This is a genomic window from Bacteroides thetaiotaomicron VPI-5482, from assembly GCF_000011065.1.
GTDB classification, from domain to species: domain Bacteria; phylum Bacteroidota; class Bacteroidia; order Bacteroidales; family Bacteroidaceae; genus Bacteroides; species Bacteroides thetaiotaomicron.
In genome coordinates, this window is record NC_004663.1 from 1,819,916 (window position 1) to 1,843,973 (window position 24,058).

At 44.3% G+C, this 24,058-nt stretch carries 18 protein-coding genes and 2 riboswitches; of the genes, 13 read left to right on the top strand and 5 right to left on the bottom strand.

Annotation, left to right across the window (positions count from 1 at the left end; all coding sequences use genetic code 11):
- Nucleotides 1-63: 63 nt before the first annotated feature.
- Complete coding sequence (locus BT_RS07480) at nt 64-1,299, top strand: fucose isomerase (protein ID WP_008762299.1); 1,236 nt, start codon at nt 64-66, stop codon at nt 1,297-1,299.
- Nucleotides 1,300-1,388: 89 nt separating this feature from the next.
- Here the strand turns inward: BT_RS07480 and BT_RS07485 are convergent, their stop codons facing one another.
- From BT_RS07485 to BT_RS07500, 4 genes are all read right to left on the bottom strand, one after another.
- Nucleotides 1,389-2,231: a histidinol-phosphatase gene (locus BT_RS07485; RefSeq protein ID WP_011107810.1), complete on the bottom strand. Its 843-nt coding sequence runs from the start codon at nt 2,229-2,231 to the stop codon at nt 1,389-1,391.
- A 71-nt stretch (nt 2,232-2,302) separates the two neighbouring features.
- The gene (locus BT_RS07490) at nt 2,303-4,171 is read right to left on the bottom strand and encodes an ABC-F family ATP-binding cassette domain-containing protein (RefSeq protein WP_011107811.1); all 1,869 of its coding nucleotides are present in this window, start codon (nt 4,169-4,171) and stop codon (nt 2,303-2,305) included.
- Between the two features lie 28 nt (nt 4,172-4,199).
- A complete protein-coding gene (locus BT_RS07495) occupies nt 4,200-5,006 on the bottom strand; it encodes a DUF3805 domain-containing protein (protein ID WP_011107812.1) in 807 nt (268 codons plus the stop codon).
- 51 nt (nt 5,007-5,057) lie between these two features.
- Nucleotides 5,058-6,251: a hypothetical protein gene (locus tag BT_RS07500; RefSeq protein WP_011107813.1), complete on the bottom strand. Its 1,194-nt coding sequence runs from the start codon at nt 6,249-6,251 to the stop codon at nt 5,058-5,060.
- 233 nt (nt 6,252-6,484) lie between these two features.
- On the opposite strand from BT_RS07500, the gene BT_RS07505 reads away from it, so the two are divergent.
- Together BT_RS07505 and BT_RS07510 are read left to right on the top strand one after the other, a co-directional pair.
- Entirely contained in the window at nt 6,485-7,174 is a 690-nt protein-coding gene (locus tag BT_RS07505) for a response regulator transcription factor (protein WP_008762294.1), read from the top strand.
- 9 nt (nt 7,175-7,183) lie between these two features.
- On the top strand, nt 7,184-8,965 hold the full coding sequence (locus BT_RS07510) for a sensor histidine kinase (RefSeq protein ID WP_008762293.1): 1,782 nt from the start codon (nt 7,184-7,186) through the stop codon (nt 8,963-8,965).
- A gap of 31 nt (nt 8,966-8,996) precedes the next feature.
- On the opposite strand, the gene BT_RS07515 is transcribed toward BT_RS07510, so the two are convergent.
- Nucleotides 8,997-10,568, bottom strand: coding sequence for an ATP-binding protein (locus tag BT_RS07515; protein ID WP_011107814.1), 1,572 nt, complete (start codon nt 10,566-10,568; stop codon nt 8,997-8,999).
- 231 nt (nt 10,569-10,799) lie between these two features.
- On the opposite strand from BT_RS07515, the gene BT_RS07520 reads away from it, so the two are divergent.
- From BT_RS07520 to BT_RS07565, 10 genes are all read left to right on the top strand, one after another.
- The gene (locus BT_RS07520) at nt 10,800-11,735 is read left to right on the top strand and encodes a DUF5106 domain-containing protein (RefSeq protein ID WP_011107815.1); all 936 of its coding nucleotides are present in this window, start codon (nt 10,800-10,802) and stop codon (nt 11,733-11,735) included.
- Nucleotides 11,736-12,317: 582 nt separating this feature from the next.
- A riboswitch (cobalamin riboswitch) is annotated at nt 12,318-12,523 on the top strand.
- A 243-nt stretch (nt 12,524-12,766) separates the two neighbouring features.
- The gene (locus tag BT_RS07525; RefSeq protein WP_225011835.1) at nt 12,767-14,095 is read left to right on the top strand and encodes a DUF5074 domain-containing protein; all 1,329 of its coding nucleotides are present in this window, start codon (nt 12,767-12,769) and stop codon (nt 14,093-14,095) included.
- Nucleotides 14,096-14,115: 20 nt separating this feature from the next.
- The gene (locus tag BT_RS07530) at nt 14,116-15,462 is read left to right on the top strand and encodes a PKD-like domain-containing protein (RefSeq protein ID WP_008764810.1); all 1,347 of its coding nucleotides are present in this window, start codon (nt 14,116-14,118) and stop codon (nt 15,460-15,462) included.
- 14 nt (nt 15,463-15,476) lie between these two features.
- Nucleotides 15,477-16,319 carry a hypothetical protein gene (locus BT_RS07535; RefSeq protein WP_008762288.1) on the top strand — a complete coding sequence of 281 codons (843 nt, stop codon included), beginning with the start codon at nt 15,477-15,479 and terminating at the stop codon, nt 16,317-16,319.
- Between the two features lie 61 nt (nt 16,320-16,380).
- Nucleotides 16,381-16,587, top strand: a riboswitch (cobalamin riboswitch).
- Between the two features lie 181 nt (nt 16,588-16,768).
- Nucleotides 16,769-18,814, top strand: coding sequence for a TonB-dependent receptor plug domain-containing protein (locus BT_RS07540; RefSeq protein WP_011107818.1), 2,046 nt, complete (start codon nt 16,769-16,771; stop codon nt 18,812-18,814).
- 30 nt (nt 18,815-18,844) lie between these two features.
- On the top strand, nt 18,845-20,836 hold the full coding sequence (locus BT_RS07545; RefSeq protein WP_011107819.1) for a YncE family protein: 1,992 nt from the start codon (nt 18,845-18,847) through the stop codon (nt 20,834-20,836).
- 36 nt (nt 20,837-20,872) lie between these two features.
- Nucleotides 20,873-21,631: a DUF4465 domain-containing protein gene (locus tag BT_RS07550; protein ID WP_022470082.1), complete on the top strand. Its 759-nt coding sequence runs from the start codon at nt 20,873-20,875 to the stop codon at nt 21,629-21,631.
- Nucleotides 21,632-21,970: 339 nt separating this feature from the next.
- Nucleotides 21,971-23,350 carry a tryptophanase gene (locus tag BT_RS07555; RefSeq protein WP_011107821.1) on the top strand — a complete coding sequence of 460 codons (1,380 nt, stop codon included), beginning with the start codon at nt 21,971-21,973 and terminating at the stop codon, nt 23,348-23,350.
- 109 nt (nt 23,351-23,459) lie between these two features.
- Nucleotides 23,460-23,762: a GNAT family N-acetyltransferase gene (locus tag BT_RS07560; RefSeq protein ID WP_008764805.1), complete on the top strand. Its 303-nt coding sequence runs from the start codon at nt 23,460-23,462 to the stop codon at nt 23,760-23,762.
- 8 nt (nt 23,763-23,770) lie between these two features.
- On the top strand, nt 23,771-23,995 hold the full coding sequence (locus BT_RS07565; RefSeq protein WP_011107822.1) for a (4Fe-4S)-binding protein: 225 nt from the start codon (nt 23,771-23,773) through the stop codon (nt 23,993-23,995).
- The last annotated feature ends 63 nt before the right edge of the window (nt 23,996-24,058 follow it).

Sequence of the window (24,058 nt, forward strand, 5' to 3'; positions counted from 1 at the left end):
GTAGTGGAAAAATGAAAAGAAAGCTATACATTTGTAATACGGAAAACTTAAAACAATATCATAATGACCATACACCTTATCTCATTTGCTTCAATACTTCACAAACAAGCCTCGCTGCGCAATTCGCACGAAGCAATTCTGAGTGAACTTGAAAAATATTACACTGTCAAACTCATCGATTATCAAGATATGGATAAGTTGGGCAGTGATGATTTCAAAATCATTTTTATCGCTACCGGAGGTGTGGAAAGACTGGTCATCCAGCACTTCGAACGTCTTCCCCGCCCCGCCATTTTATTGGCCGATGGCATGCAGAACTCACTTGCTGCGGCATTGGAAATATCTACATGGCTCCGTGGAAGGGGAATGAAGAGTGAAATTCTTCATGGAGAATTACCGTCTATTATTCAACGTGTACATATACTATATAATAATTTCCGCGCGCAGCGTTCTTTGTTCGGCAAGCGTATCGGAGTCATCGGTACTCCTTCTTCGTGGCTGGTTGCCAGCAATGTGGATTATCTTCTGGCAAAACGCCGTTGGGGAATCGAATATATAGATATTCCGCTGGAAAGGGTTTATGAACATTTTAAACAAATCACAGATGATCAGGTAGGCGCGTCCTGCGCCGCCGTTGCTTCGCAGGCGCTTGCCTGCCGCGAGGGAACTCCCGAGGATTTAATCAAAGCGATGCGATTATACAGGGCCATCAAGAGAATTTGCGAAGAAGAGAAGCTGGAAGCGCTGACATTAAGCTGCTTCAAACTGATCGATCAAATTGATACGACCGGCTGTCTGGCATTGTCATTGCTGAATGATGACGGTATCATGGCAGGCTGTGAGGGAGATCTCCAGTCTATCTTCACTCTTCTGGCAGTTAAGGCGCTGACAGGAAAAGAAGGATTCATGGCAAATCCATCCACCATCAATACGCGAACCAATGAATTAATACTGGCACATTGCACTATAGGACTCAAACAGACGGAAAGATATATTATCCGCAATCATTTTGAGACAGAGAAAGGTATCGCCATTCAAGGACTGCTGCCGACAGGTGACGTGACTATCGTAAAATGCGGAGGCGAATGTCTGGATGAGTATTACCTGTCTACCGGAACTCTAACCGAGAATACGAATTATATCAATATGTGCCGCACGCAGGTGCGTATCCGCATGAATACTCCGGCGGATTATTTCCTGAAAAACCCGCTAGGCAATCATCATATTATGATTCATGGGAATTATGAAGAAGCTTTGAATGAGTTCCTGTTATCGAATGCCTGCAAAAGGACGGAATAGGGGATCGAAACAGAGGCTCTGTTATAGATAAATGCAGGCTCTGTCAGCAGTTGACGGAGCCTGCATTTATTATAAACAGAAGCTCTGTTTTATTGTAACAGAGGCATATCTTTCCACTGTCCGCCGTGCCACTCCACTACTGTGTCAAAGCCGACTTTCTTCAAGGCTGCCAATGCTTCGGCACGACTGTTATTAATCCGTTCCGGATAATGGGCATCACTATTCACCTGTACCCGAATACCCAATTCTTTCAATAAAGGGAAATAGCGTTCGTTCGGATAGAAAGTTCCCAAATCATGATAAGACTTAGTATTAATTTCAACGATATATCCATGACGGGCTATTTCTGCAAAATAATCGCGAACCAACGCATCATACCACGGTTCGTCCAATAATCCCGGACGATAGCAAGAGGCATTATAGTGCATCTTATCTGCATGACCAAGGATATCAAAACCTCCCAGCTCGACCATACGGAGCAGATTCTTATAATAAAGGTGGACAACGTAATCGAGATCACCTTCAAAATGCGCATCTATCAATTGACGGAATATATCGGCAGGGGTATCGATATCCACGACTTTGCCCTGCGGAGAATAGAGCATGTGCACAGAACCAATCCGATAATCGAGCGGCAATTCCTGAAAACGAGGGATAGCGGGATGGCTCTCTTCATTCAGATAGTCTATTTCGAGTCCGATGGCAAGCTCTATTTTATCGGCATATTTCTCCTTCAGACGAGCAAATTCGGAAAGGTAATCATCCATCCGGTCCCACTCCATCGTCCATGCTGTAGAAAATGGCAGAGGAGCGTGAGAAGAAATGCCATAAGAAGAAAAGCCTTCACTAATGGCAAAACGGATAAAATCTTCCATATTAGCTCGTCCGTCACAATATAAGCAGTGACTATGGTAATTGGTCAGGTTTGTCATATCGGTCTATGTTATTTCGGTTATTATCAGGTTGTTTCAGTTATTACAGTTTCTTTCCGTTCAGATTCATGTCAGCCTTCTATCTCGCTCAGTTCCAGCCAGCGCATGGTCTTTTCGTCAATCAGATCATTCACTTCGGGCAGACGTTTCGACTTTTCAGTCAGTTCGTCTACAGAAAGCATTCCGCTGCAAAGCAGTTCTTCAATCTGTGCCTTCTCCGCTTCCAGTTCCGCTATTTCTTTTTCCAGTTGTTCGAACTCACGCTTTTCCTTGAAGCTCATTTTCCGCTTATCGTTCAGACGGACACGGGCGGTCTTCTCTTCCTGCGGCTTTTCCGCTTCCTTTTCTTTCTGTGCCTTGGCTTCTTTCCAGTCACGGTAATCGCTATAGTTTCCGGGGAAGTCACGGATATCTCCCTGTCCGTTGAATACCATCAGATGGTCTACTACCTTATCCATAAAGTAGCGGTCGTGGGAAACGACTATGACACAGCCCTTGAAGTTCTGCAGATACTCTTCGAGCACATTCAGAGTGATGATGTCCAGGTCGTTGGTAGGCTCATCGAGCACGAGGAAGTTGGGATTGCGCATCAGCACCGTGCACAGGTAAAGGCGGCGGCGCTCTCCCCCACTCAGTTTATAGACATAGCTATGCTGCGTTTCGGGAGTAAACAGGAAATGCTGCAGGAATTGCGAAGCCGTCAGTCTCTTTCCATTCCCCAGTTCGATCACTTCGGCTATATCCTGCACGACATCAATCACCTTCATTTGTTCGTCGAACTGGAGACCGTCCTGCGAGTAATAGCCGAAACGGACAGTTTCGCCCACATCCACCGTTCCGCTGTCGGGTTTGACCTGTCCCATCAATATTTTGATAAAAGTAGATTTACCCGTTCCGTTGTTTCCTACAATTCCCATCTTCTCGTAACGGGCAAAGATATAGGAAAAATCATCCAGAATCTTCAGGTCTCCGTAGCTCTTGAACAGATGATCGGCTTCGAATATCTTGCTTCCGATATAAGAGGCCTTTACTTCCAGTTTTACGTTGTCATTGTTGAAACGTTGCTTGGCAACCTTCTCCAGTTCATAGAAGGCATCTTCACGGTATCGGGCTTTGTGTCCGCGTGCCTGCGGCATCCGGCGCATCCAGTCGAGTTCCGTACGATAGAGATTGTTGGCACGTTCTATTTCCACGCTTTTAGCCTCGATGCGTTCCTGACGTTTCTCCAGATAATAGCTGTAGTTACCTTTATATTGATAAATCTGCTGATTGTCAATTTCGATAATCTCCGAGCAGACACGGTCGAGGAAATAACGGTCGTGCGTCACCATCAGCAGGCTCAGGTTGGTGCGACGCAGGTAGTCTTCCAACCATTCGGTCATGTCCAGGTCCAGATGGTTGGTAGGCTCATCGAGGATCAGCAAATCCGGTTCGGTGATCAAGGCGTTGGCTAAGGCAACACGTTTCAGCTGTCCGCCGGAAAGCTGCTTCACCCGCTGGTCAAAGTTACGGATTTTCAGTTGGGACAGAATTTGCTTGGCTTTCTGCTCATATTCCCATGCTTTCTCCTGGTCCATGCGTGCCAAGAGGTCTTCCAGTCCCGGATGCCCTTCGGTTTCCATACATCGTTCGTACTCTTTAATCAGTTCGACGGTGCTGTTGCCGTGATGGAAACAGGCTTCGAGAACGGTCAGTTCTTCGGGATACTGCGGGTCTTGTTCCAGATAATCCACACGAAGGTCACGGCGGAAGACGATGTTTCCGCTGTCATACCCTTCTTTTCCGGCGATGATATTCAGTAAGGTTGTTTTTCCGCTGCCGTTCTTGGCGATTAATCCGACGCGTTGCCCCTCGGCAATGCCAAAAGATATATTTTCAAAAAGAACCAAGTCGCCGAAGGACTTGGTCAGGTTGTCTACTTGTAAATAAGGTACTGCCACGTAATTTAGTGATTAGCTGGTTCGTGATTTAGTGATGATCGATTGCCGATTGATATGCTTCGGCAATGTTGCAGGGTTGGCCGGCCTTAACTTTGCTCCATGCGATTTTCATCGGGTCGATGGTCCGGCCTTGGTATTCGAGTACGGGGACTTCCCGATTGCCGTCAATCAAGGTTTTCCACTCCATGCCTTCCACTTCGTTAGTCAGAATCGCGCATACCGTTATACCGATGGCGAGCCATTCATCTTTCTTCTTGGGGCTGATCTTACCGCTGTCTATCACTTGCTGAATCTTCTCCAAGTCCTCTTCCACTCCCTGAAAGTCTTTTTTGAGTTCCTGTTTGACGGTAGATACTACCCACTCGTAGCCTTCATTGATCTGATAGATTTCCGATAGGCGGACGGGAATCAGTTCTGCGGGATATTTCTCGCCTTCCTTGCGGGCTTCCAGTGTAGCGATAACCTCTTCCGCTTCCTTGGCGCTTCCGCCTTTGGGTACGGTGAAAGAACATTCAAAAGCGATATTGCCGGTTCCTGTTATCCACAGGTGAGAAGTATAATAAGTGCCCTCTTCCTGAAACATTTCTTTACTGTAGGCACAGTCCCATGTACCGATTTTCACCAATGAAGCCGAATCGTTTTCTTTCAGTTCCTGACGGATGGCATCTTTACCGTATGAGGCGTTGCCTTTAAAAGCTGATATACGAAAGTTGCCCGTCCATACATCGGGGTTATAGAAAAGAAAAGAGCCTTCGCCATCTTCAAACTCGTTCCAGTCCGACGGATAATTCATCGAAAACCATGCTCCGGGGGAGATAAATTTCTTGCCTTGCATCCTTTTTCATTAAATGATTACTTGGGCAAAAATACGAATTAAAAATGAATTTCACTTTCCTATCGGCTGTATTTTCCTCCGTACTTCTTTGGAAATCTCCAGAAACATATAGTTCAGCTTTCCGGAATGGATGCCTGCTTCATTGTCTTTGTACTTTTTGTTGGCGTACTGTTTGGATTTCTCGAAAGTGAGCAGTGACATTTCGTTCTGCGATTTGCCGACCATGGTAGAGTCCAGTTGTTCATCCGGGAAGAAGTCGTCGAGGTCTACATCACCGATCATCGTCGTTTCGAGGAAGTTCATGTCCTTATGAGAGTTGTCGGTGTAGTATCCTACGAACATATGCCCCGGTGTACGTACCAGTATCGGTTCGATATTAATAGCCCGAAGGAGCGAAGCGAACAGTACGCTGCCGTCCACACAGTTGATCTGCGACGATTCCAGCGCATCGTCAAAGGTGCGGACGCGTTGCGAGAAAACGACATTGCTCGAAAGGCTCGTATTGGATACGGAACTGTAGCGGAACTTACGTTTCTGTAAGATGTTCCAAAGTGCGTACACCTGCTTGTCTACCGCACCTTTGGCCGTGCTCTGGTAGCCCAGGAAACGATTCACGATGCGGGTATTCAGCGCTTCACGAAGCAGCTGGTCGATCATCGGATTCTCTTCGTTGACGTATGCGGCAAAAAAGATACTGGTATCGTAAAACTTCGTCCCGTTCGCCACATAACCCAACAGGCATTCATTGACGCTACGCACCGAAAACGTACGTACCCGTTGTCCCAAGTCTTTCCCGTTCATCTCCACTTTTACGGCTACGCTCACCGGTTCCGCCTGTGCGTTATTCTTCAGTGCCTCGTAATTCCAGATGATATCGGGATAAATAGTATATTCCGTCCTCGGCTTGTTCAGCACAAATTCCGACACGGAACGGGAAAAGAAAGGGGTCTCGGCAACCTCTATCCGCACTCGGCTGTAAGCAGTCCTCGACTTCACCCGAATGGCGATGCACGATTTCGGATTTCCGAGACAGGTAGAATCCGAAGGAGTAATCACCTGCGCGTCCGTAGTGGCTACCGACAGGATGGCCGACGGAAAGATATTTCCTCCCAGATCGTCTACGATCTCAAAGCCGGAATTAAAAGAAGTATATTTAAAGACGGAGATTCCCCCGATGAGAAGAAGCAGTACAATCACCCCTCCTACCACTTCGCGTCTATATCGTTTCAAGTCTATTTTTATCATGATCTGCAAACTGTGTATTTATTATCCTATCGCTACACAAAGATAACAAATAACAGACGGTTTTTCCTCGCATATCCCATAAAAACTTTCAAATATCATCCCGATGCCCGCATTCAGCGGAATGTAATACGATTGTAATATTTGTTTCATCCGCCCGTAACAAAGTCTTCTCATCTTTGTCCCGAAATAAAAAAAAGCTTAACTTTGTCATATCACATTAATACATATATCATATGAACGATTACCGTATTTTAGTTGTCGACGATGAAGAAGACCTCTGTGAGATTCTGAAATTCAATCTTGAAAACGAAGGTTATGAAGTGGATACCGCCAACTCCGCCGAAGAGGCTCTGAAGATGGATATCAGCAGTTACCACCTGATTCTTCTGGACGTGATGATGGGGGAAATCTCCGGTTTCAAGATGGCAAACATGCTGAAGAAAGACAAGAAAACAGCCAGAGTGCCCATCATCTTCATCACAGCCAAAGATACCGAAAACGATACCGTAACAGGCTTCAATCTGGGAGCGGACGATTATATCTCCAAGCCTTTCTCCCTGCGCGAAGTGATCGCCCGTGTGAAAGCCGTACTGAGGCGTACCGCCACGATGGAGACGGAAAAGGCGCCCGAACGCCTGACTTACCAGTCACTCGTGATCGACATCACCAAGAAGAAGGTAAGCATAGACGACGAAGAAGTGCAGCTGACGAAGAAAGAATTTGAGATACTGCTTCTGCTGGTGCAGAACAAAGGACGCGTCTTCTCCCGTGAAGACATTCTGGCACGCATCTGGAGCGACGAAGTATACGTACTCGATCGTACCATTGATGTGAATATCACCCGTTTACGGAAGAAAATTGGCGAATATGGCAAGTGCATCGTTACCCGCCTGGGATACGGATACTGCTTTGAAGCCGAATAATCAAGAAGTATGAATCTACCTGTCAAGCAAAAACATTTCCTCTCTTTCAGCCGGAAGTTATTCCTTTCGGTGATCTCGCTGTTTCTGGTATTTGCCTTTTGTTTCATCGCCTACCAGTATCAACGCGAAAGAGAATATAAAGTCGAGTTACTCAACACGCAGCTCCAGAACTACAACAGCCGCTTGTACGAACGGCTGAACAGTAATCCCGCCATCGAAGAAACGACTGAAAAGTATATCCGTGACCACGCGTTGGAGGACTTGCGCGTCACACTGATCGACTTGCAGGGAAATGTGATCTATGACAGTTATCAGACTACCGACCAGCAACTGGAGAACCATCTCAACCGCCCCGAAGTGCAGAAAGCCTTGAAAGACGGAACCGGTTTTGACGTACGCCGCACCTCGGAGACCACCGGGCTACCGTATTTCTATTCGGCAACCCGCTACGGAGATTATATCATCCGCTCGGCACTGCCATATAATGTAAGCCTCATCAATAATCTGCAGGCAGACCCGCATTACTTATGGTTTACGGTCATTGTGTCGCTGTTGCTCATGGTGATCTTCTACAAATTCACCAACAAACTGGGAACCTCTATCAGCCAGCTCCGCGAGTTTGCCATGCGTGCAGACCGTAACGAACCGATAGAGATGGCGATGCAGTCCGCTTTTCCGCATAATGAGCTGGGAGAGATTTCGCAGCACATCATCCAGATATACAAGCGTCTGCACGAAACGAAAGAGGCACTCTACATCGAACGCGAGAAACTGATTACCCATCTTCAGATTTCGCATGAAGGGCTGGGCATATTCACCAAAGACAAAAAAGAGATTCTGGTCAACAACCTCTTTACTCAATACAGTAACCTGATTTCGGACTCTAACCTGGAAACGACAGAGGAAGTATTCGCCATCAGCGAACTGAAAGACATCATTCATTTCATCAACAAGAACCAGCAGCAACGCTCGCGGGGAAAAGACGAAAAGCGTATGTCCGTCACAATCAACAAAAACGGACGCACCTTTATCGTGGAATGTATCATCTTTCAGGATGCCAGCTTCGAGATTTCGATCAATGACGTCACGCAGGAAGAAGAGCAGGTACGTCTGAAGCGCCAATTAACCCAGAACATTGCCCATGAACTGAAAACTCCCGTAAGCAGTATCCAAGGTTATCTGGAAACGATTGTCAATAACGAGAATATCTCACGTGACAAGATAAATACGTTCCTCGAACGGTGCTACGCACAAAGCAATCGCCTCAGCCGGCTGCTACGCGACATATCCGTACTGACCCGCATGGACGAAGCCGCCAACATGATAGACATGGAGCGGGTAGACATCAGCGTACTGGTAGGGAACATCATCAATGAAGTTTCTCTGGAACTGGAAGAAAAGCACATTAGCATCGTGGATTCACTAAAGAAGGGTATCCAGATCAAAGGCAATTACTCTCTGCTCTACTCCATCTTCCGTAACCTGATGGACAATGCCATCGCATACGCCGGAACCAATATTCAGATAAACATCAACTGTTTCCGTGAAGATGAGAATTACTATTATTTCAGCTTCGCAGATACGGGCATCGGTGTCTCTCCGGAACATCTAAACCGCCTTTTCGAACGTTTCTATCGGGTGGACAAAGGGCGTTCACGCAAACTCGGCGGAACCGGTTTAGGGCTTGCCATCGTAAAGAATGCCGTCATCATCCACGGAGGAAACATTTCTGCCAAGAATAATCAAGGCGGCGGACTGGAATTTGTCTTCACGCTGGCGAAAGAGAAATAAACAGCTTGGTTTTTCTTTATTCACAGTGCAGTCAAACAATCAGCCAATCTCCCAGATTCCGTTTCCCGGCATCAAAGGACACACCGACTTTCACCAGTCGTCTGCCATCCACAGTGTAGGGCAAAAGGTAACCTTTTTCATCAATCTGCTTCAGAGCTTCTTCGGCGGTGCCGGTGAGTTTAAATTCGAACACATAGATGTAGTCCGCAGTCTTTACTACTGCGTCGGCACGACCGATAGCGGTACGGACTTCCGCTTGCGTGAATTGCCCCATGAGTTTGAAGACGAGATAGAATACAACTTGATAATGACGTTCCGTTTTCTCGTTCAGTTCGTAAGGAAAATCGGCGAAGAAACAGGACAGACGAGTGAGGAAAGCTTCCGTTTCGCCCGTTTCCAGTTCATGCACAAATTTCCCGATATAAAAGGTGGTATCGGTGGATGCGACAGGAGTATAGAAAGGGGCGACAAAATTGAGGAAACCATATTTCACCTCTTCGTTAGGAAACCCTAGTGTATATGTACGAAAGCGTTGGTCGAACGACTTTATAGTCAGGTATCCGCTTTGATAAATCATCGGAACGGGATTGGAGATATTCGCCCTGTCGTCACTCAAGGAGGCGGAAGAGACTTCAATACCGTCCAATTCGCGAAGGTCGAAATTTGTCTTCTTTAGGATCTCTACCAAAAAAGTAGGCGTTCCGCTGGCAAACCAATAGTCACCGAAACGCGACTTGGCAAGGGCATTGAGCACACTGAAAGGATTGAACATGGGAGTAAATCCTTTCTCAGGAGTGAAGCGGTAACCGTCATACTGGCGGGTGAGTTGCTCTACGGCTTCGCCATAATTGGTTTCAGTCTGGAGAGCCAGTTCTTGCAATTCAGGCACAAAAACGGTTTCGATTTCCGCACGTGTCATGCCGCAAAGGGTGTTGTACTCAAGGTCAAAGCTGATATCATTCAACTGGTTAAGCGTGCTGAAAATGCCCATCTGCGCAAACTTCGTTACTCCGGTGATAAAGACAAACTGAAGATAAGGGTCAGCATCTTTGAGTACAGTATAGAAAGCGGTCAGCGTTTTACGGAAGTCTTCTTGCAAATCAGGTTTATCGAATGTCTGAAGCATGGGTTTGTCATATTCGTCTACGAGTACGACCACACGGCGTCCGGTCTGTTCGTATGCACGTCGGATAATGGTAATGAAGCGTCCGGAGTAGGTCATTGTGCCTTTATCTACTCCATACATCTCTTCCCAACTTTCCAGTTGCAGTTCAAGCATTCTTTCCAATCGTTCCCTACTGTCATATTTCTCAGCATTCAAGCTTAGGTGCAACACCGGGTATTCGAACCAGTTCTGCTCCAATTTCTCGATAGCGAGTCCTTCGAAAAGTTCTTTCTTCCCCTTGAAATAAGCTTCAAGCGTGGAAAGCAACAGGCTCTTCCCGAAACGCCGGGGACGACTGAGGAAATAAGGCTTCCCTTTCGTTACGAGACGATAGACCAGTTCTGTTTTATCGACATAAAGATATCCTTCCGAGCGAAGAAATTCGAAACTTTGTATCCCTATCGGGAGCTTACGGAGCGTTTTAACAGGTGCGTTCATATCAGCTTTTATTAAAAAATAACCAATGCTACGGGCAAAGATAACAAATTCGATGCAGATTCCACCCGAAGGGAAGAGATTATTTAGCCCTATTCACACAAAGTCGGCTGTATCGATAAAAAATACGAAGCCGCATATCCAGTTTTCAAAACTTACCGGAATATCGGTATGTTTTTTCACATAGTTTTCATACCTTTGCTTTCGAAAGTAAGTTTAAACCAACCAATTGTCATGAAAACAAACATAAGCCTTATACTCATTCTGTGCCTTCTTCTTGGCGCCTGTAAAAACGGGAATGCTTCAAGTCAAAACAAAAGCGAAACATCGCAAGATACCATTAAGGCTATTAAGATGCCCGCCATCCCGCAAATGATGACAGCACCGGAACAACGGGCCGACTTTCTGGCCAAGCATTATTGGGACAATGTAAACTTTGCCGACACCAACTATATCCACCATCCGGAAGTAACGGAGCAAGCGTGGGCAGATTATTGCGACTTGCTGAACCACGTACCGCTTGAAACAGCCCAACAAGCCATGCGCAATGTAATCGACCGGACCAATGTGGACAAGAAGGTGTTTACATATATCACCGACCTGGCGGACAAGTATCTGTATGATCCCAACTCCCCCATGCGCAACGAAGAATTTTATATACCGGTATTGGAAGCAATGATAGCCTCTCCTGTATTGAACGAAACAGAGAAGATACGTCCCCAGGCCCGTCTTAAGCTGGCTCAGAAAAATCGTATCGGAACCAAAGCGCTCAACTTCACTTATACCCTGGCCTCCGGAGCACAAGGTTCATTATATCAGTTGAAAGCGGAATATCTTCTGTTATTTATCAATAACCCCGGCTGTCAGGCATGCACAGAAACCATAGAAGGTCTGAAAAACGCTCCCATCATCAACCAGCTTTTACAGGAAAAGAAGTTGGTACTTCTCTCCATCTACCCCGATGAGGAACTGGACGAGTGGAAAAAGCATCTGAGCGAATTTCCCAATGAATGGATTAACGGATATGACAAGAAGTTCACTATCAAAGAAGAACAGGTCTATGACTTAAAGGCTATCCCGACTCTATATCTGTTGGATAAAGACAAGACTGTATTGCTTAAAGATGCCACTGCACCAGCCATTGAAGCATATCTAATGCAGCATCAATAGTTAACATGTAGTTCCAATATCAGTTCCAACCGTTGAAACAAAATGTTTCTGCCGCTCGGAACTAAAGTTTCATCGGCTTGAAACCAAAGTTTCTTCAGTTTGAAACTAAAGTTTCCTCTGCTTGAAACTAGAGTTTCATCCGCTTGAAACCGTTGGTTTCAACGCTTTGGAACTTTCTAAAGCAACTATCAATTAGAGTAACTTGACTGCATGACCGGAGTAACCCAATCGTATCAGTTATTCCAATTCACCCGTTCTTTCAAGAAGCATTAACTCATTTATTGGCTACTAATAGATGAGTTATCAGCCTTTAACACCTGATTTCTCAATTATTAATAGTTGATATGTCAATCTTTAATAGTTGACGTATCAGACGTTAACATCCTACAAATCAACCTACAACACTACAAAACGTCACGTCATTCGATGCACCGGAGTGAGAGCAACCATTTGCTCTCATACCTGCCACCACACTTGCTACCACGCTTGAAACAGCGATGAATAAAGGGATACGCAGGAATTGTTAGAGCATGAGAGCAAAACTGCTGTTATTTTCTTTTTGGTAGAAACAAATAAACTATATATCTTTGTCCCCGCATTGGTTTGCGACTCTCATCACGAGGGAAGCGATTAAAAGGGAATCAGGTGTAAATCCTGAACAGTCCCGCTGCTGTAAGTTCCATAGATATGTTGCGAGCAATCTACTCAAAGCCACTGGAAAGAAAATTCCGGGAAGGCGCCCGCAACAGGAATAAGTCAGAAGACCTGCCATGTAAAATCCGTTTCACTGCTTTCGAGGAAAAAGCGTTGAATCTAATGACCCGGACATCCGTCTATCATTTCATTCATCACTCTGATTCAGAGAAAGTATGTACAAACTAATAGACTCTGCCAAGTTTATTATGTGTGTCCGGTCGAAGCGATTTCGCCCGGACACTTTGATGGACATATTTTATTTACTTAATATACAAAACATGAATTGTAAAAAGCTATTCAAAACGTTATTATTTATAATAACAACGCTTGTTATTGTGTCTTGCTCGAAAGACGATTGTGACCTGGACCACATTGACAAACTACAAGGATTGCCAGCTCTGAAAGCCGGCACTTTCCCCGAAGAGGATTTGACACTCAATGTCGGAGAACAATATGTATATGCCCCTAAGGCAAGTAGTCCGCTGGATATATACTATCAATGGTATCAGAATGGAGAAGATATGTCGACCGCCCCTTCATTCACATTCAACGCCGAACATCCCGGCCGTTCCAAAGTTATTTTAGAACTCAGCAATGACTTGGGAAAAGTGACATTAGAAAATAAAGTGATGGTTCCGGGAGCGGATTACTCCAAAGGATGTCTGATTATCAATGAGGGATGGTTCGGACACGGATCCGGAAGTATTTCATTCTATAATTATGAGAAGAACAGCATTGAACACTGGTGCTATAAGAATCAGAATTTCGGAGATGTGCTGGGAGTTACCTCACAATCGGCTACTTTGTGGAATGGGAAGTTGTATGTCTGTTCAAAAGAAGATAATCAGTTAGTGGTGATGGACCCTAAAACTCTGTATGCTGAAAACAGCTGTGGCAAACTAGCTAATTATCAAGCTTATGAGTTTATCGGTTTGAATGACGATTATGGAATAATTACTCATGGAGGATATTTCAGCCGTATCAATTTAAAAACGTTTGAAACAATTACACTGGTATCGGTAGGAAATACGTATACCGGAACAGGTAGCGGAATCGCTTATAACGGAAAACTCATATTAAATGTGAACTCCTCCGGGTGGGGAAGTCCTAAAGTGTATACCATAGACATTGCAGAATTATGTTCCCCCGATCTCAAGCCTACAGACAAAGTCGCATTCCAGGAATTAGATATTGCAACCTATGGTGGTACTCGCTTTGTACAATGTAAAGATGGAAATATCTATACTGTAGAAACGACCAAAGACGGTAAAAACAATCTGGTAAGAATCAATGCTGATTTTTCTCTGAAAAAGGTTGCAATGCGTGACGATTATTCTCCCTCCTCGTTCGGTGCTTACAGAGAAGCCAGTTTCTGCGGCACTCCTGAAGGAATATTCTACTACATCGCAGGAGGAAAGATATACAAAGCCACTTTTGACAATCCCGCCCCTGAGGAGACACTGACCGAATACACCAAAGAAGGTTACGGATTCTATGGCGCAGGCATCCGCGTCAATCCAAAGACCAACGAATTACTGGCCATGTACCTGACCGGAGACTATCAGAAAAATCTTCTGGTAAGATTCAACGCCGCCACAGGAGAAAAGATATCAGAAATAGCATACGATGGCTATTATTTCCCGGCTACATTCATTTTTAACTAATAACAAGACTCTGAAACAAGATGAATAAACTATATACCACTTTATTAATAGCCTGCCTTGCAGCAGGTTTTACCGCCTGTAACGACGACGATTGCGAAGATTTGCACCTCGGCAATCTGGCACATTATCCGAACGTACTGAAAGGAACTTTCCCGACAGAAAGCCAAGTGTTGGAATTAGGAGAAACGTTGGAGATTACTCCGGAACTGCTTAATCCGGAAGGAGCCACCTATTCATGGCTGGTCAATGGAAAAGAGTATTCTACCGAACCGACCTTTAGTTACAAAATAGACAATCCATGTCGCGCGGACCTGTCATGTATCATCAAGAATAAATACGGAAAAGTAGAAATGAGCACAAGTTTCAGCTCTAACCACAACTTTTCCAAAGGATTCTTCTACGTAGCAGACGGAACATTCAATTTCTATGATACCGAAAAGAAAACTGCTTATCAAGATTGTTATGCTTCTTTAAATGCAGGAAAAACTTTGGGAATTGGTAACTACGACTCTGCAAATATCATTCACAGCAACGGAAAGTTCTATCTGCTTGTGGGCACCAGCACATCGAACCGAGATCATTTCTACATTGTCGACGCCAAGACTCTTTATTACGAAAACTCCGCTGTAGTAGGCGCAAACCTAAGCGGTCTGACCATTCTGAACGAACAATATGGATTAGTGACAGGAGATGGCATACGTCGTATTGACCTAAAATCACTTAACAATGTCAGGATCAAGAATGAGCGTCTGCTTTGTTTCTATAATAGCATAATCTACAATGGCAAAGTGCTGAGCAATGACACTTATAAAGATGAGTCCAAAGTGAAGTATTACGATGTAAACGAACTAATCGCAGCTAAAGAAGGAGAAGCTCCTGCCGTTACAGAGCTAGATATCATTCAAAAACAGAAAATCAATTTTGTACTGGCTAAAGACGGTAATGTTTATACTCTTGAATCGGCTGATAACGGATGTAATATCGTAAAAATAAAGAATGACTTTACTTTAGAAAAAGTCTTTGCAAACTTCCAGCCGGCCAAGGGACCGTATCATTCAAGTCCGACCATAGGCATGGTAGCATCCGAAACAGAGAATATTATTTATCTGGTATCGACCGACGGAGCTATATATAAATATATATTAGGCGATTCAGACTCTCTCAAAGCACCTTTCATTGCCGCAGAATCAGGAGTTTCAATTACTGCTCCATTGCAGCTGAACCAACAAAGCGGAGAACTCTATGTAACTTATACCGAAGAACGGAAAGACGAATCTAAAATTGTCGTTTACAGCAAAGACGGAAAAGTTCTCCACACAGTAGACTGTGGTGAGAGCGTTCCTTCACAAATATTATTCAATAACTAAACTAACATAGAAAAATGAAAAGATATTGGTATCTGATGGCTATAGCAGCCACTCTTTTGGCTTCCTGCAACAAAGATGAGGAAGAAACGGAAATTCAAGGATTCAAAGTGCTGGAATATCGTCCGGCACCAGGGCAGTTTATCAATGAAGGCTTCGACTGCCAGACAATGGAAGAAGCAAACGCTTATGCAGAAGAGCGCTTCAACAAGAAACTCTACGTCTCACTGGGATCTTTCGGCGGATACATCACCGTTAAAATGCCGAAAGAAATAAAGAACCGCAAAGGATACGACTTCGGTATTATCGGCAATCCCTTCTCCGGAAGTTCCGAACCGGGCATCGTATGGGTATCCGAAGACGCTAATGGCAACGGAAAAGCAGACGACGTATGGTACGAGCTGAAAGGAAGTGACGAACCGGAACGCGACTATTCCGTCACTTACCACAGACCGGATGCAGCCGGAGATATCCCCTGGGAAGACAACAAAGGAGAAAGCGGAATCATCAAGTATCTCCCTCAATATCACGATCAGATGTATTATCCGAACTGGATTAAAGAGGACTCCTATACATTGAAAGGAAGTATGCTCGAAGCACGGACAGAGCAAGAAGGCGGAATATGGAAAAACAAGGATTTCGGAAAAGGATATGCCGACAACTGGGGAAGCGACATGGCAAAGGATGACAACGGCAACTACCGGTATAATCAGTTTGACCTGGATGACGCCGTTGACCAGAATGGCAATCCTGTAACGCTGGAACGTATTCATTTTGTGAAAGTACAGAGTGCCATTTTGAAGAATGTCGAGTCGATAGGTGAAGTGTCAACCGAGGTGGTTGGATTCAAAGCTTTTTAAAAAGCTGTTCAAAGTCATGGATTTACCTTCGCTCCTCTCTTGCAAAAGACAAATAAACTATCTATCTTTGTCGCGCATTGGTTTGCAACTCTCATGCACGAGGGAAGCAATTAAAAGGGAATCAGGTGAAAGTCCTGAACAGTCCCGCTGCTGTAAGTTCATTTTTTGGTTGCGAGCAATCGACTTTATAGCCACTGGAAAGCAAATTCCGGGAAGGCGTTCGCAACAGGAACAAGTCAGAAGACCTACCATGCAAACTCGTTTCACTGCTTTCGAGGAAAAAGCGATGAGTCTAATGAACCGGACAATCCGTCCATCATTTCATTCACCATTCTGATTCAGAGAAAGTGTGTACTAATTAATAAACTCTGCCAAGTTTATTATGATGTCCGGTCGAAGTGAGTTCGCCCGGACATCTTTTTACATTATGAACAGACTGAAAGAAAACAATGAGAAGGAATACTTTTATTAAAAAGATGAGCGTACTACTCTGCTGTCAGGCTTTGTCCTTATCCCTTTTTGCCCAACAACAAAAAGTGGATACAGCACATATCTACTCCATCCCCGAAATCATGGTATCCGACCCTTATCAGACGCGTGAAGTCCGTTCAGCCTCTCCTCTGCAGGTTTTCAATAAGGAAGAATTAAAGAATCTGCAGGCACTGCAGGTATCGGATGCGGTAAAACATTTCGCAGGAGTTACCGTGAAGGACTATGGAGGTATCGGAGGATTAAAAACCGTCTCCATCCGAAGTCTCGGGGCACAACACACCGCTGTTTCCTACGACGGCATCACCGTCAGCGACTGCCAGACCGGACAAGTAGACATAGGACGTTTCTCCTTAAACAACGTAGACCGCCTTTCGCTCAACAACGGACAAAGCGACAACATCTTCCAGCCTGCCCGTTTTTTTGCTTCTGCCGGTATACTGAACATACAGACACTGACTCCGCATTTCAAAGAAGACAAGCCGACTAATATAGCCGCCGAATTTAAGACCGGTTCATGGGGATTAGTAAACCCTTCCCTTTTTCTGGAACAACAACTCAACAAAAAATGGAGCATGACCGCCAACGGCGAATGGATGTCTTCGGACGGGCATTATCCATTTACCCTGCGTTACGGGAATGATGCCGATGTTCAGGTCAGTAAAGAGAAGCGCCGGAATACGGATGTAGAAAACCTTCGGGCTGAGATAAGCGCTTTCGCCAATCTCTCCGACAAAGAGCAATGGAGACTGAAAGCCTATTATTACCAGTCCTCACGGGGGCTGCCCAATGCCACTACCTTATATTATGACTTCTCCCGACAAAATCTGCGGGATAAGAACACCTTTATCCAAAGCCAGTACAAGAAAGAGTTTAGCAGAAAATGGGTATTCCAGACCTCTGCCAAGTGGAACTGGAGTTATCAGAACTATCAGGACCCGGATGCTCTTACCTCCGTCGGAGGAACTGACAACAGCTATTACCAGCAAGAATATTACCTGTCCGCTTCCGCTCTATACCGGATATGGAACAACCTTTCTTTCTCCTTGTCCACCGACGGAAGCATCAATACGATGAATGCCAATTTGCAGAACTTCGTCTCCCCCACCCGCTATTCATGGCTGACAGCCTTTGCCGGGAAATACGTCAATGAATGGGTGACGCTGTCCGCTTCTGCTCTGGCAACTGTCATCAACGAGAAAGCTAAAAACGGAGGTAATGCCGGCAACCACCGGAAGCTGTCTCCCAATGTCAGCATCTCGCTAAAGCCGTTTCATAATGAAGAACTGCGGTTCCGTTTCTTCTACAAAGATATCTTCCGTCTGCCCAGCTTCAATGATTTATATTACGACAAGGCCGGAAACATCAATCTGAAGCCGGAAAGTGCTACTCAATATAATATAGGTATTACTTATAGTAAAGCCATCAACAACTTTATACCTTATCTTTCGGCCACCGTAGACGCCTACCATAATAAAGTGACCGACAAGATTGTAGCCACTCCTACCAAGAACTTATTCATCTGGAGTATGGTCAATCTGGGCAAAGTGGATATCAAGGGGATAGATGCAACTGCCAGCCTCAGCCTCCAGCCTCTGGATAAACTACGGATCAACCTTTCCGGAAACTATACTTACCAACGGGCACTGGACGTTACCAACTCCAATCCCAACTCACCGGAAGGTAAAGTGTACAAGCATCAGATAGCCTATACCCCGCGCGTCTCCGCTTCCGGACAAGCCGGAATAGAAACTCCATGGCTCAATCTTTCCTATTCATTCCTTTTCTCCGGAAAACGGTATATGTTAGGACAAAACATCAGCGACAACCGCCTGGACAGCTACAGTGATCACAGCATCTCTGCCTACAGAGATTTCAAAATACAGAAAGTTACAGCATCACTCAACCTGGAAGTGCTGAATCTGATGAACAGGAATTATGAGATCGTTAAGAATTTCCCCATGCCGGGAAGATCGGTAAGAGTGACGATAGGAGTCAGGTATTAGGTAATAGGTATTAAGTAATAAGTATTAGGTATGCAGAAAGGTCTTTTATATAATATGTTGCTACGGCTGGGGAAGTATTTTTTTCTTTTCCCACTCTTCTTTATCGCTTGCGATGATCTGGAAGATAAGCCAAGTATTGTACCCGAAAGCAATGGGGATGTATTCGAAACCGGAACAGCGGAGATGTACATATTAAGCGAAGGACTGTTCAATCAGAATAATAGTTCGCTCGCTCGTTATTCTTTCAATCGGCAAAGATGTACGAACAACTACTTTAGTGCAAACAATCAGCGGGGACTGGGAGATACAGCCAATGACATAGCGATCTATGGAAATAAGATTTATGTAGTAGTCAATGTGTCGAGCACCGTAGAGGTGATTGACTTCCCTACGGGCAAATCCATCCGGCAGATCAGTATGTTGCGCGACAATGGCAGTTCACGTCAGCCCCGCGCGATAGCGTTTGATAAGGATAAGGCATATATATGTTCCTATGACGGCACAGTCGCAAGGATTGACACCACTTCTCTGGAGATCGAAGAGATTGTCACAGTCGGAAGAAATGCGGAAGATATCTGCGTACAAAACGGGAAATTGTATGTATCCAATTCCGGCGGACTGGATTATTCGGGACCGGGCGTAGACACTACAGTATCAGTGATTGACATAACGACTTTCAAGGAGACCAAGAAAATAGAAGTCGGACCGAATCCGGGAAAAATACTTCCGGGGCTGGAAGAAGCCGTGTATGTAGTCACACGGGGAACTGACATTGAAGCCGGAGACTATCATCTGGTCAAAATCGACAGCCGGACGGATGCGGTCGCCATTACGTATGATGAAAAAGTACTGAGCTTTGCCATCGACGGCCCCATCGCTTATCTATATACTTACGACTATCAGACTAAAGATTCCGCCATCAAAGTATTTGACCTGAATGCAGGAACCGTCATACGGGATAACTTTATCACAGACGGAACGGCTATTCAAACGCCTTTCAGCATTCAACTGAATCCATTCAGCGGGAATATATATATCACGGAAGCTTACAATTATACAGTCAAAGGAGATGTCCTTTGCTTCAATCAACAAGGGCAGCTTCAATATCGGCTGAATGATATCGGCTTAAATCCTAATACAGTAGTATTTAGCGACAAGGCTTCACAGAACGAGGCAGGCGATACACCGGAAGATCCGAATGCGCCTTCCGCCTTTGCCAACAAAGTATTCGAATACATCCCTGCCCCCGGACAGTTCATTAATACAACAACCTCCGCCTACGAAGACGGCTTCTCTGCCGGACAGGTTTTGGAACATGCAACGGAGAAATTAAAGAAGAAGTCTGTTATTTCTTTAGGTGGATTCGGAGGAACGATTACAGTCGGATTCCATCAGTCAATCCGTAATAGTAAAGGCGAATATGACTTCAGAATTTTAGGCAATGCCTCATACAATCAGAATACCGGTACGGGAGCTTTGGGAGGAAGTGCCGAACCGGGCATTGTCTTAGTCTCAAAAGATGAAAATGGCAATGGATTGCCGGACGATGAATGGTATGAACTGGCAGGAAGCGAATATGGGAAAGATACGGAAACCCGTAATTACGAAATAACCTATTATCGTCCTCAACCTGCCAATGGTGATGTCCGCTGGACCGACAATCAAGGAGGAGAAGGGTTCGTCTATCGCAACAGTTACCATCAACAGGATTCCTACTATCCCAATTGGATAGAAGAAGATGAAATTACTTTTCGCGGAACACGCTTGAAAGACAATGCAATAAATGAAGGAGGTACTTGGGTAGGGTACTGTTATCCTTGGGGATATGCGGATAATCATCCCAACAGATCGGAGTTCAGCCAATTCAAAATAGACTGGGCTGTTGATCAAAACGGGAATCACGTAGAATTAGACAAAATTGATTTTGTGAAAATATATACAGCTGTCAATCAAAACGTAGGTTGGATGGGAGAAATTTCCACGGAAGTAATGACAGTAGAGGATTTACATTTCGAGAACTAATCAATAAAACAATTAATAATTTAAATGAAAGCAAAAATGAAAAAGTTATCTTTATTCTTACTGGTATCAGTATTCGCTTTTTGTGGATGTAGTGATGATGATGAGAAAATGGAAGTAGTTATCAGTTTCGAAAACCAATTAACTGAAGCAGAGAGTGAATTTAAAACAGATTTAGGAGAGAAAGGAGAAGTTTATTTCAAATATGAAATCAGCGATCCGCAAAAGATGATACAGCTATCTCATTATTATGGAGACTGGGGATTTGGTGGAGGTTTCACCTACACCAACAAGACTGATGTAAAGACTCCCGGCTATAGCAACCTCAGTGCTATCACAGGAAAAGGTAAAAATGGGAAAGTATATCTGACATCAAATACCAATAGTTTCACCCCTGCTCAAATCACGAATCTTAATACTAGCAAATACAACTTCAAAGGTGCATGGGTAACAAATACGACTTATGATTACTTAGCCATCAAGGATGGTAATGATGGAGCAGGTGATTACTCAATAATCAAAGGCCCATTCAGCAATAAAGACAATGACTGGTTAAAACTAACAGCAACAGGATATAAAGCTGATGGTAGTAAAATCGGCAGTATCGATTTCTATCTGGCAGATTTCCGAAATAACAAGCAAGAAATAGTTAATACATGGCAATGGTTTGATTGGAGCGGTATTAAAGAAGCAGATTATATCACATTCGAAATGAGTTCTACTGATAACAATGACAATGGTCAAATGAATACTCCTTCTTATTTCTGTCTTGACGGTATCACCCTCATCGAAAAATAAATAGCACCGTTCACCTGAATAAAATTGACCATATATTTGTGCTTAATCAACCTGTCAATTGTAACAGATTGACCATATAATCTTATCCAATTGACCGTATGATTACAAATAAATGACCACATAATTATTATCAAGTAACTAAAGAGCCAGATTTCATTTCCTGAGATCTGACTCTTTTTATATTAATACAATAAGGATATTCATACATATACAAGCGTCACTTTTCATTCTTATTAAAATTTATTGTCCTATCTCCGTCTTTACAAAAAGTCATCAAAAACTTGTCTATATCATCTATATTCAGTATTTTAGTCGGATAAAAATCTAAAATCGAAGACAATGGAATTACCTTTTGCTGAATCATGGAAAATCAAGATGGTAGAACCCATCAGAAAAAGTACCCGCGAAGAACGCGAGCAATGGATTAAAGAAGCACATTATAACGTCTTTCAACTCAAATCAGAGCAAGTTTATATTGATCTTATCACCGACTCCGGAACGGGAGCCATGAGCGACCGCCAATGGGCAGGCATGATGCTGGGTGATGAAAGTTATGCCGGTGCCACCTCCTTCTTCAAACTAAAAGATACCATTACAAGAATAACAGGATTCGAATACATCATTCCTACCCATCAAGGACGGGCAGCAGAAAATGTTCTTTTCTCTTATCTGGTACATGAAGGCAATATAGTACCCGGCAACTCACATTTCGATACCACCAAAGGACATATCGAAGGACGGCACGCCATCGCACTGGACTGTACGATTGACGAAGCAAAGAATACTCAACTGGAAATTCCCTTCAAAGGAAATGTAGACCCTGCCAAATTAGAGAAAGCACTAAGCGAATATGCCGACCGCATTCCTTTTATCATTGTTACCATTACCAACAATACCGCAGGAGGTCAACCTGTATCCATGCAAAACCTGCGTGAAGTACGTGCTATCGCCAATAAATACAACAAACCTGTACTTTTCGACTCCGCCCGCTTTGCTGAGAATGCCTACTTCATCAAGATGCGTGAAAAAGGTTATCAAGACAAATCAATCAAAGAAATCACCCGTGAAATGTTCGATCTTGCCGACGGTATGACAATGAGTGCCAAGAAAGACGGCATAGTCAACATGGGCGGTTTCATTGCCACCCGACGCAAAGAATGGTATGAAGGTGCCAAAGGTTTCTGCGTGCAATACGAAGGGTACTTAACCTACGGCGGCATGAACGGACGGGACATGAACGCCCTCGCTATCGGTCTTGACGAAAATACAGAATTTGATAACCTGGAAACACGTATCAAACAGGTAGAATACCTCGCCCAGAAACTGGACGAATACGAAATCCCCTATCAACGACCTGCCGGCGGCCATGCTATTTTCGTCGATGCTTCCAAAGTGCTGACACATGTCCCGAAAGAAGAATTTCCCGCACAGACATTAACCGTCGAACTTTATCTGGAGGCAGGCATACGCGGCTGCGAGATTGGTTACATCCTTGCCGACCGTGACCCTATTACTCACGAAAATCGCTTTAACGGCCTTGATTTACTTCGCCTTGCCATCCCTCGCAGGGTATATACGGACAATCACATGAACGTAATAGCTGCCGCCCTCAGAAACGTATTCGAACGGAGAGAAACGATCACCCGTGGTGTGCGCATCGCTTGGGAAGCCCCCTTGATGCGGCATTTTACCGTTCAGTTAGAACGATTGTCTGTATAGCAGGTAGACAAGACAAATGGCAATGACCTTGTAAGCAAGCTGAAAATTCTTTATAAACAAAATCAATCCTCAAGTGTTTATATTATAATCAAACTTAATACGTAAAGTTATGGCAGAAGATTATAAATTAATCGATAATGAGGAGAAACATCGGTATGAATTTCAGATCGATGACAAGATAGCCAAGATAGACTATATCAAATCAAATAATGGAGAAATCTATCTTGTACATACCGAAGTCCCCGCTTCCCTTGGAGGAAGAGGAGTCGGTTCACAGCTTGCAGAAAAGACATTGGCGGATATCGAACGACAAGGTTTACGCTTAGTTCCACTTTGTCCGTTTGTAGCCGGATACATTCATAAACATCCGGAATGGAAGAGAATTGTAATGCGTGGCATTCATATTAAATAAGTATAGATATGGGAAAAAAAGTTGAATATACCAATGGCGAACTAACCATTGCATGGCAGCCGGAAATGTGCCAGCATGCAGGAATCTGCGTAAAAATGTTACCCAATGTTTACCACCCGAAAGAGAGGCCGTGGGTACAAATCGAGAATGCTACAACGGAAGAGCTAATTGCACAAATCAGTAAATGTCCGTCGGGAGCATTAAGTTACAGACTGAACAAGAAAGATAAGTAACCAAAGATAAGCGGTGAATAATGGTGGACCATTCCACTCATTATTCACCGTTTATCAATATGC

Excerpts from the sequence above, each read along its gene's own strand:
- BT_RS07480 (WP_008762299.1), top strand. The coding sequence starts at position 64 with ATGACCATACACCTTATCTCATTTGCTTCAATACTTCACAAACAAGCC.
- BT_RS07485 (WP_011107810.1), bottom strand. The coding sequence starts at position 2,231 with ATGACAAACCTGACCAATTACCATAGTCACTGCTTATATTGTGACGGA.
- BT_RS07495 (WP_011107812.1), bottom strand. The coding sequence starts at position 5,006 with ATGCAAGGCAAGAAATTTATCTCCCCCGGAGCATGGTTTTCGATGAAT.
- BT_RS07500 (WP_011107813.1), bottom strand. The coding sequence starts at position 6,251 with ATGATAAAAATAGACTTGAAACGATATAGACGCGAAGTGGTAGGAGGG.
- BT_RS07505 (WP_008762294.1), top strand. The coding sequence starts at position 6,485 with ATGAACGATTACCGTATTTTAGTTGTCGACGATGAAGAAGACCTCTGT.
- BT_RS07510 (WP_008762293.1), top strand. The coding sequence starts at position 7,184 with ATGAATCTACCTGTCAAGCAAAAACATTTCCTCTCTTTCAGCCGGAAG.
- BT_RS07515 (WP_011107814.1), bottom strand. The coding sequence starts at position 10,568 with ATGAACGCACCTGTTAAAACGCTCCGTAAGCTCCCGATAGGGATACAA.
- BT_RS07520 (WP_011107815.1), top strand. The coding sequence starts at position 10,800 with ATGAAAACAAACATAAGCCTTATACTCATTCTGTGCCTTCTTCTTGGC.
- BT_RS07530 (WP_008764810.1), top strand. The coding sequence starts at position 14,116 with ATGAATAAACTATATACCACTTTATTAATAGCCTGCCTTGCAGCAGGT.
- BT_RS07535 (WP_008762288.1), top strand. The coding sequence starts at position 15,477 with ATGAAAAGATATTGGTATCTGATGGCTATAGCAGCCACTCTTTTGGCT.
- BT_RS07540 (WP_011107818.1), top strand. The coding sequence starts at position 16,769 with ATGAGAAGGAATACTTTTATTAAAAAGATGAGCGTACTACTCTGCTGT.
- BT_RS07545 (WP_011107819.1), top strand. The coding sequence starts at position 18,845 with ATGCAGAAAGGTCTTTTATATAATATGTTGCTACGGCTGGGGAAGTAT.
- BT_RS07550 (WP_022470082.1), top strand. The coding sequence starts at position 20,873 with ATGAAAAAGTTATCTTTATTCTTACTGGTATCAGTATTCGCTTTTTGT.
- BT_RS07555 (WP_011107821.1), top strand. The coding sequence starts at position 21,971 with ATGGAATTACCTTTTGCTGAATCATGGAAAATCAAGATGGTAGAACCC.
- BT_RS07560 (WP_008764805.1), top strand. The coding sequence starts at position 23,460 with ATGGCAGAAGATTATAAATTAATCGATAATGAGGAGAAACATCGGTAT.
- BT_RS07565 (WP_011107822.1), top strand. The coding sequence starts at position 23,771 with ATGGGAAAAAAAGTTGAATATACCAATGGCGAACTAACCATTGCATGG.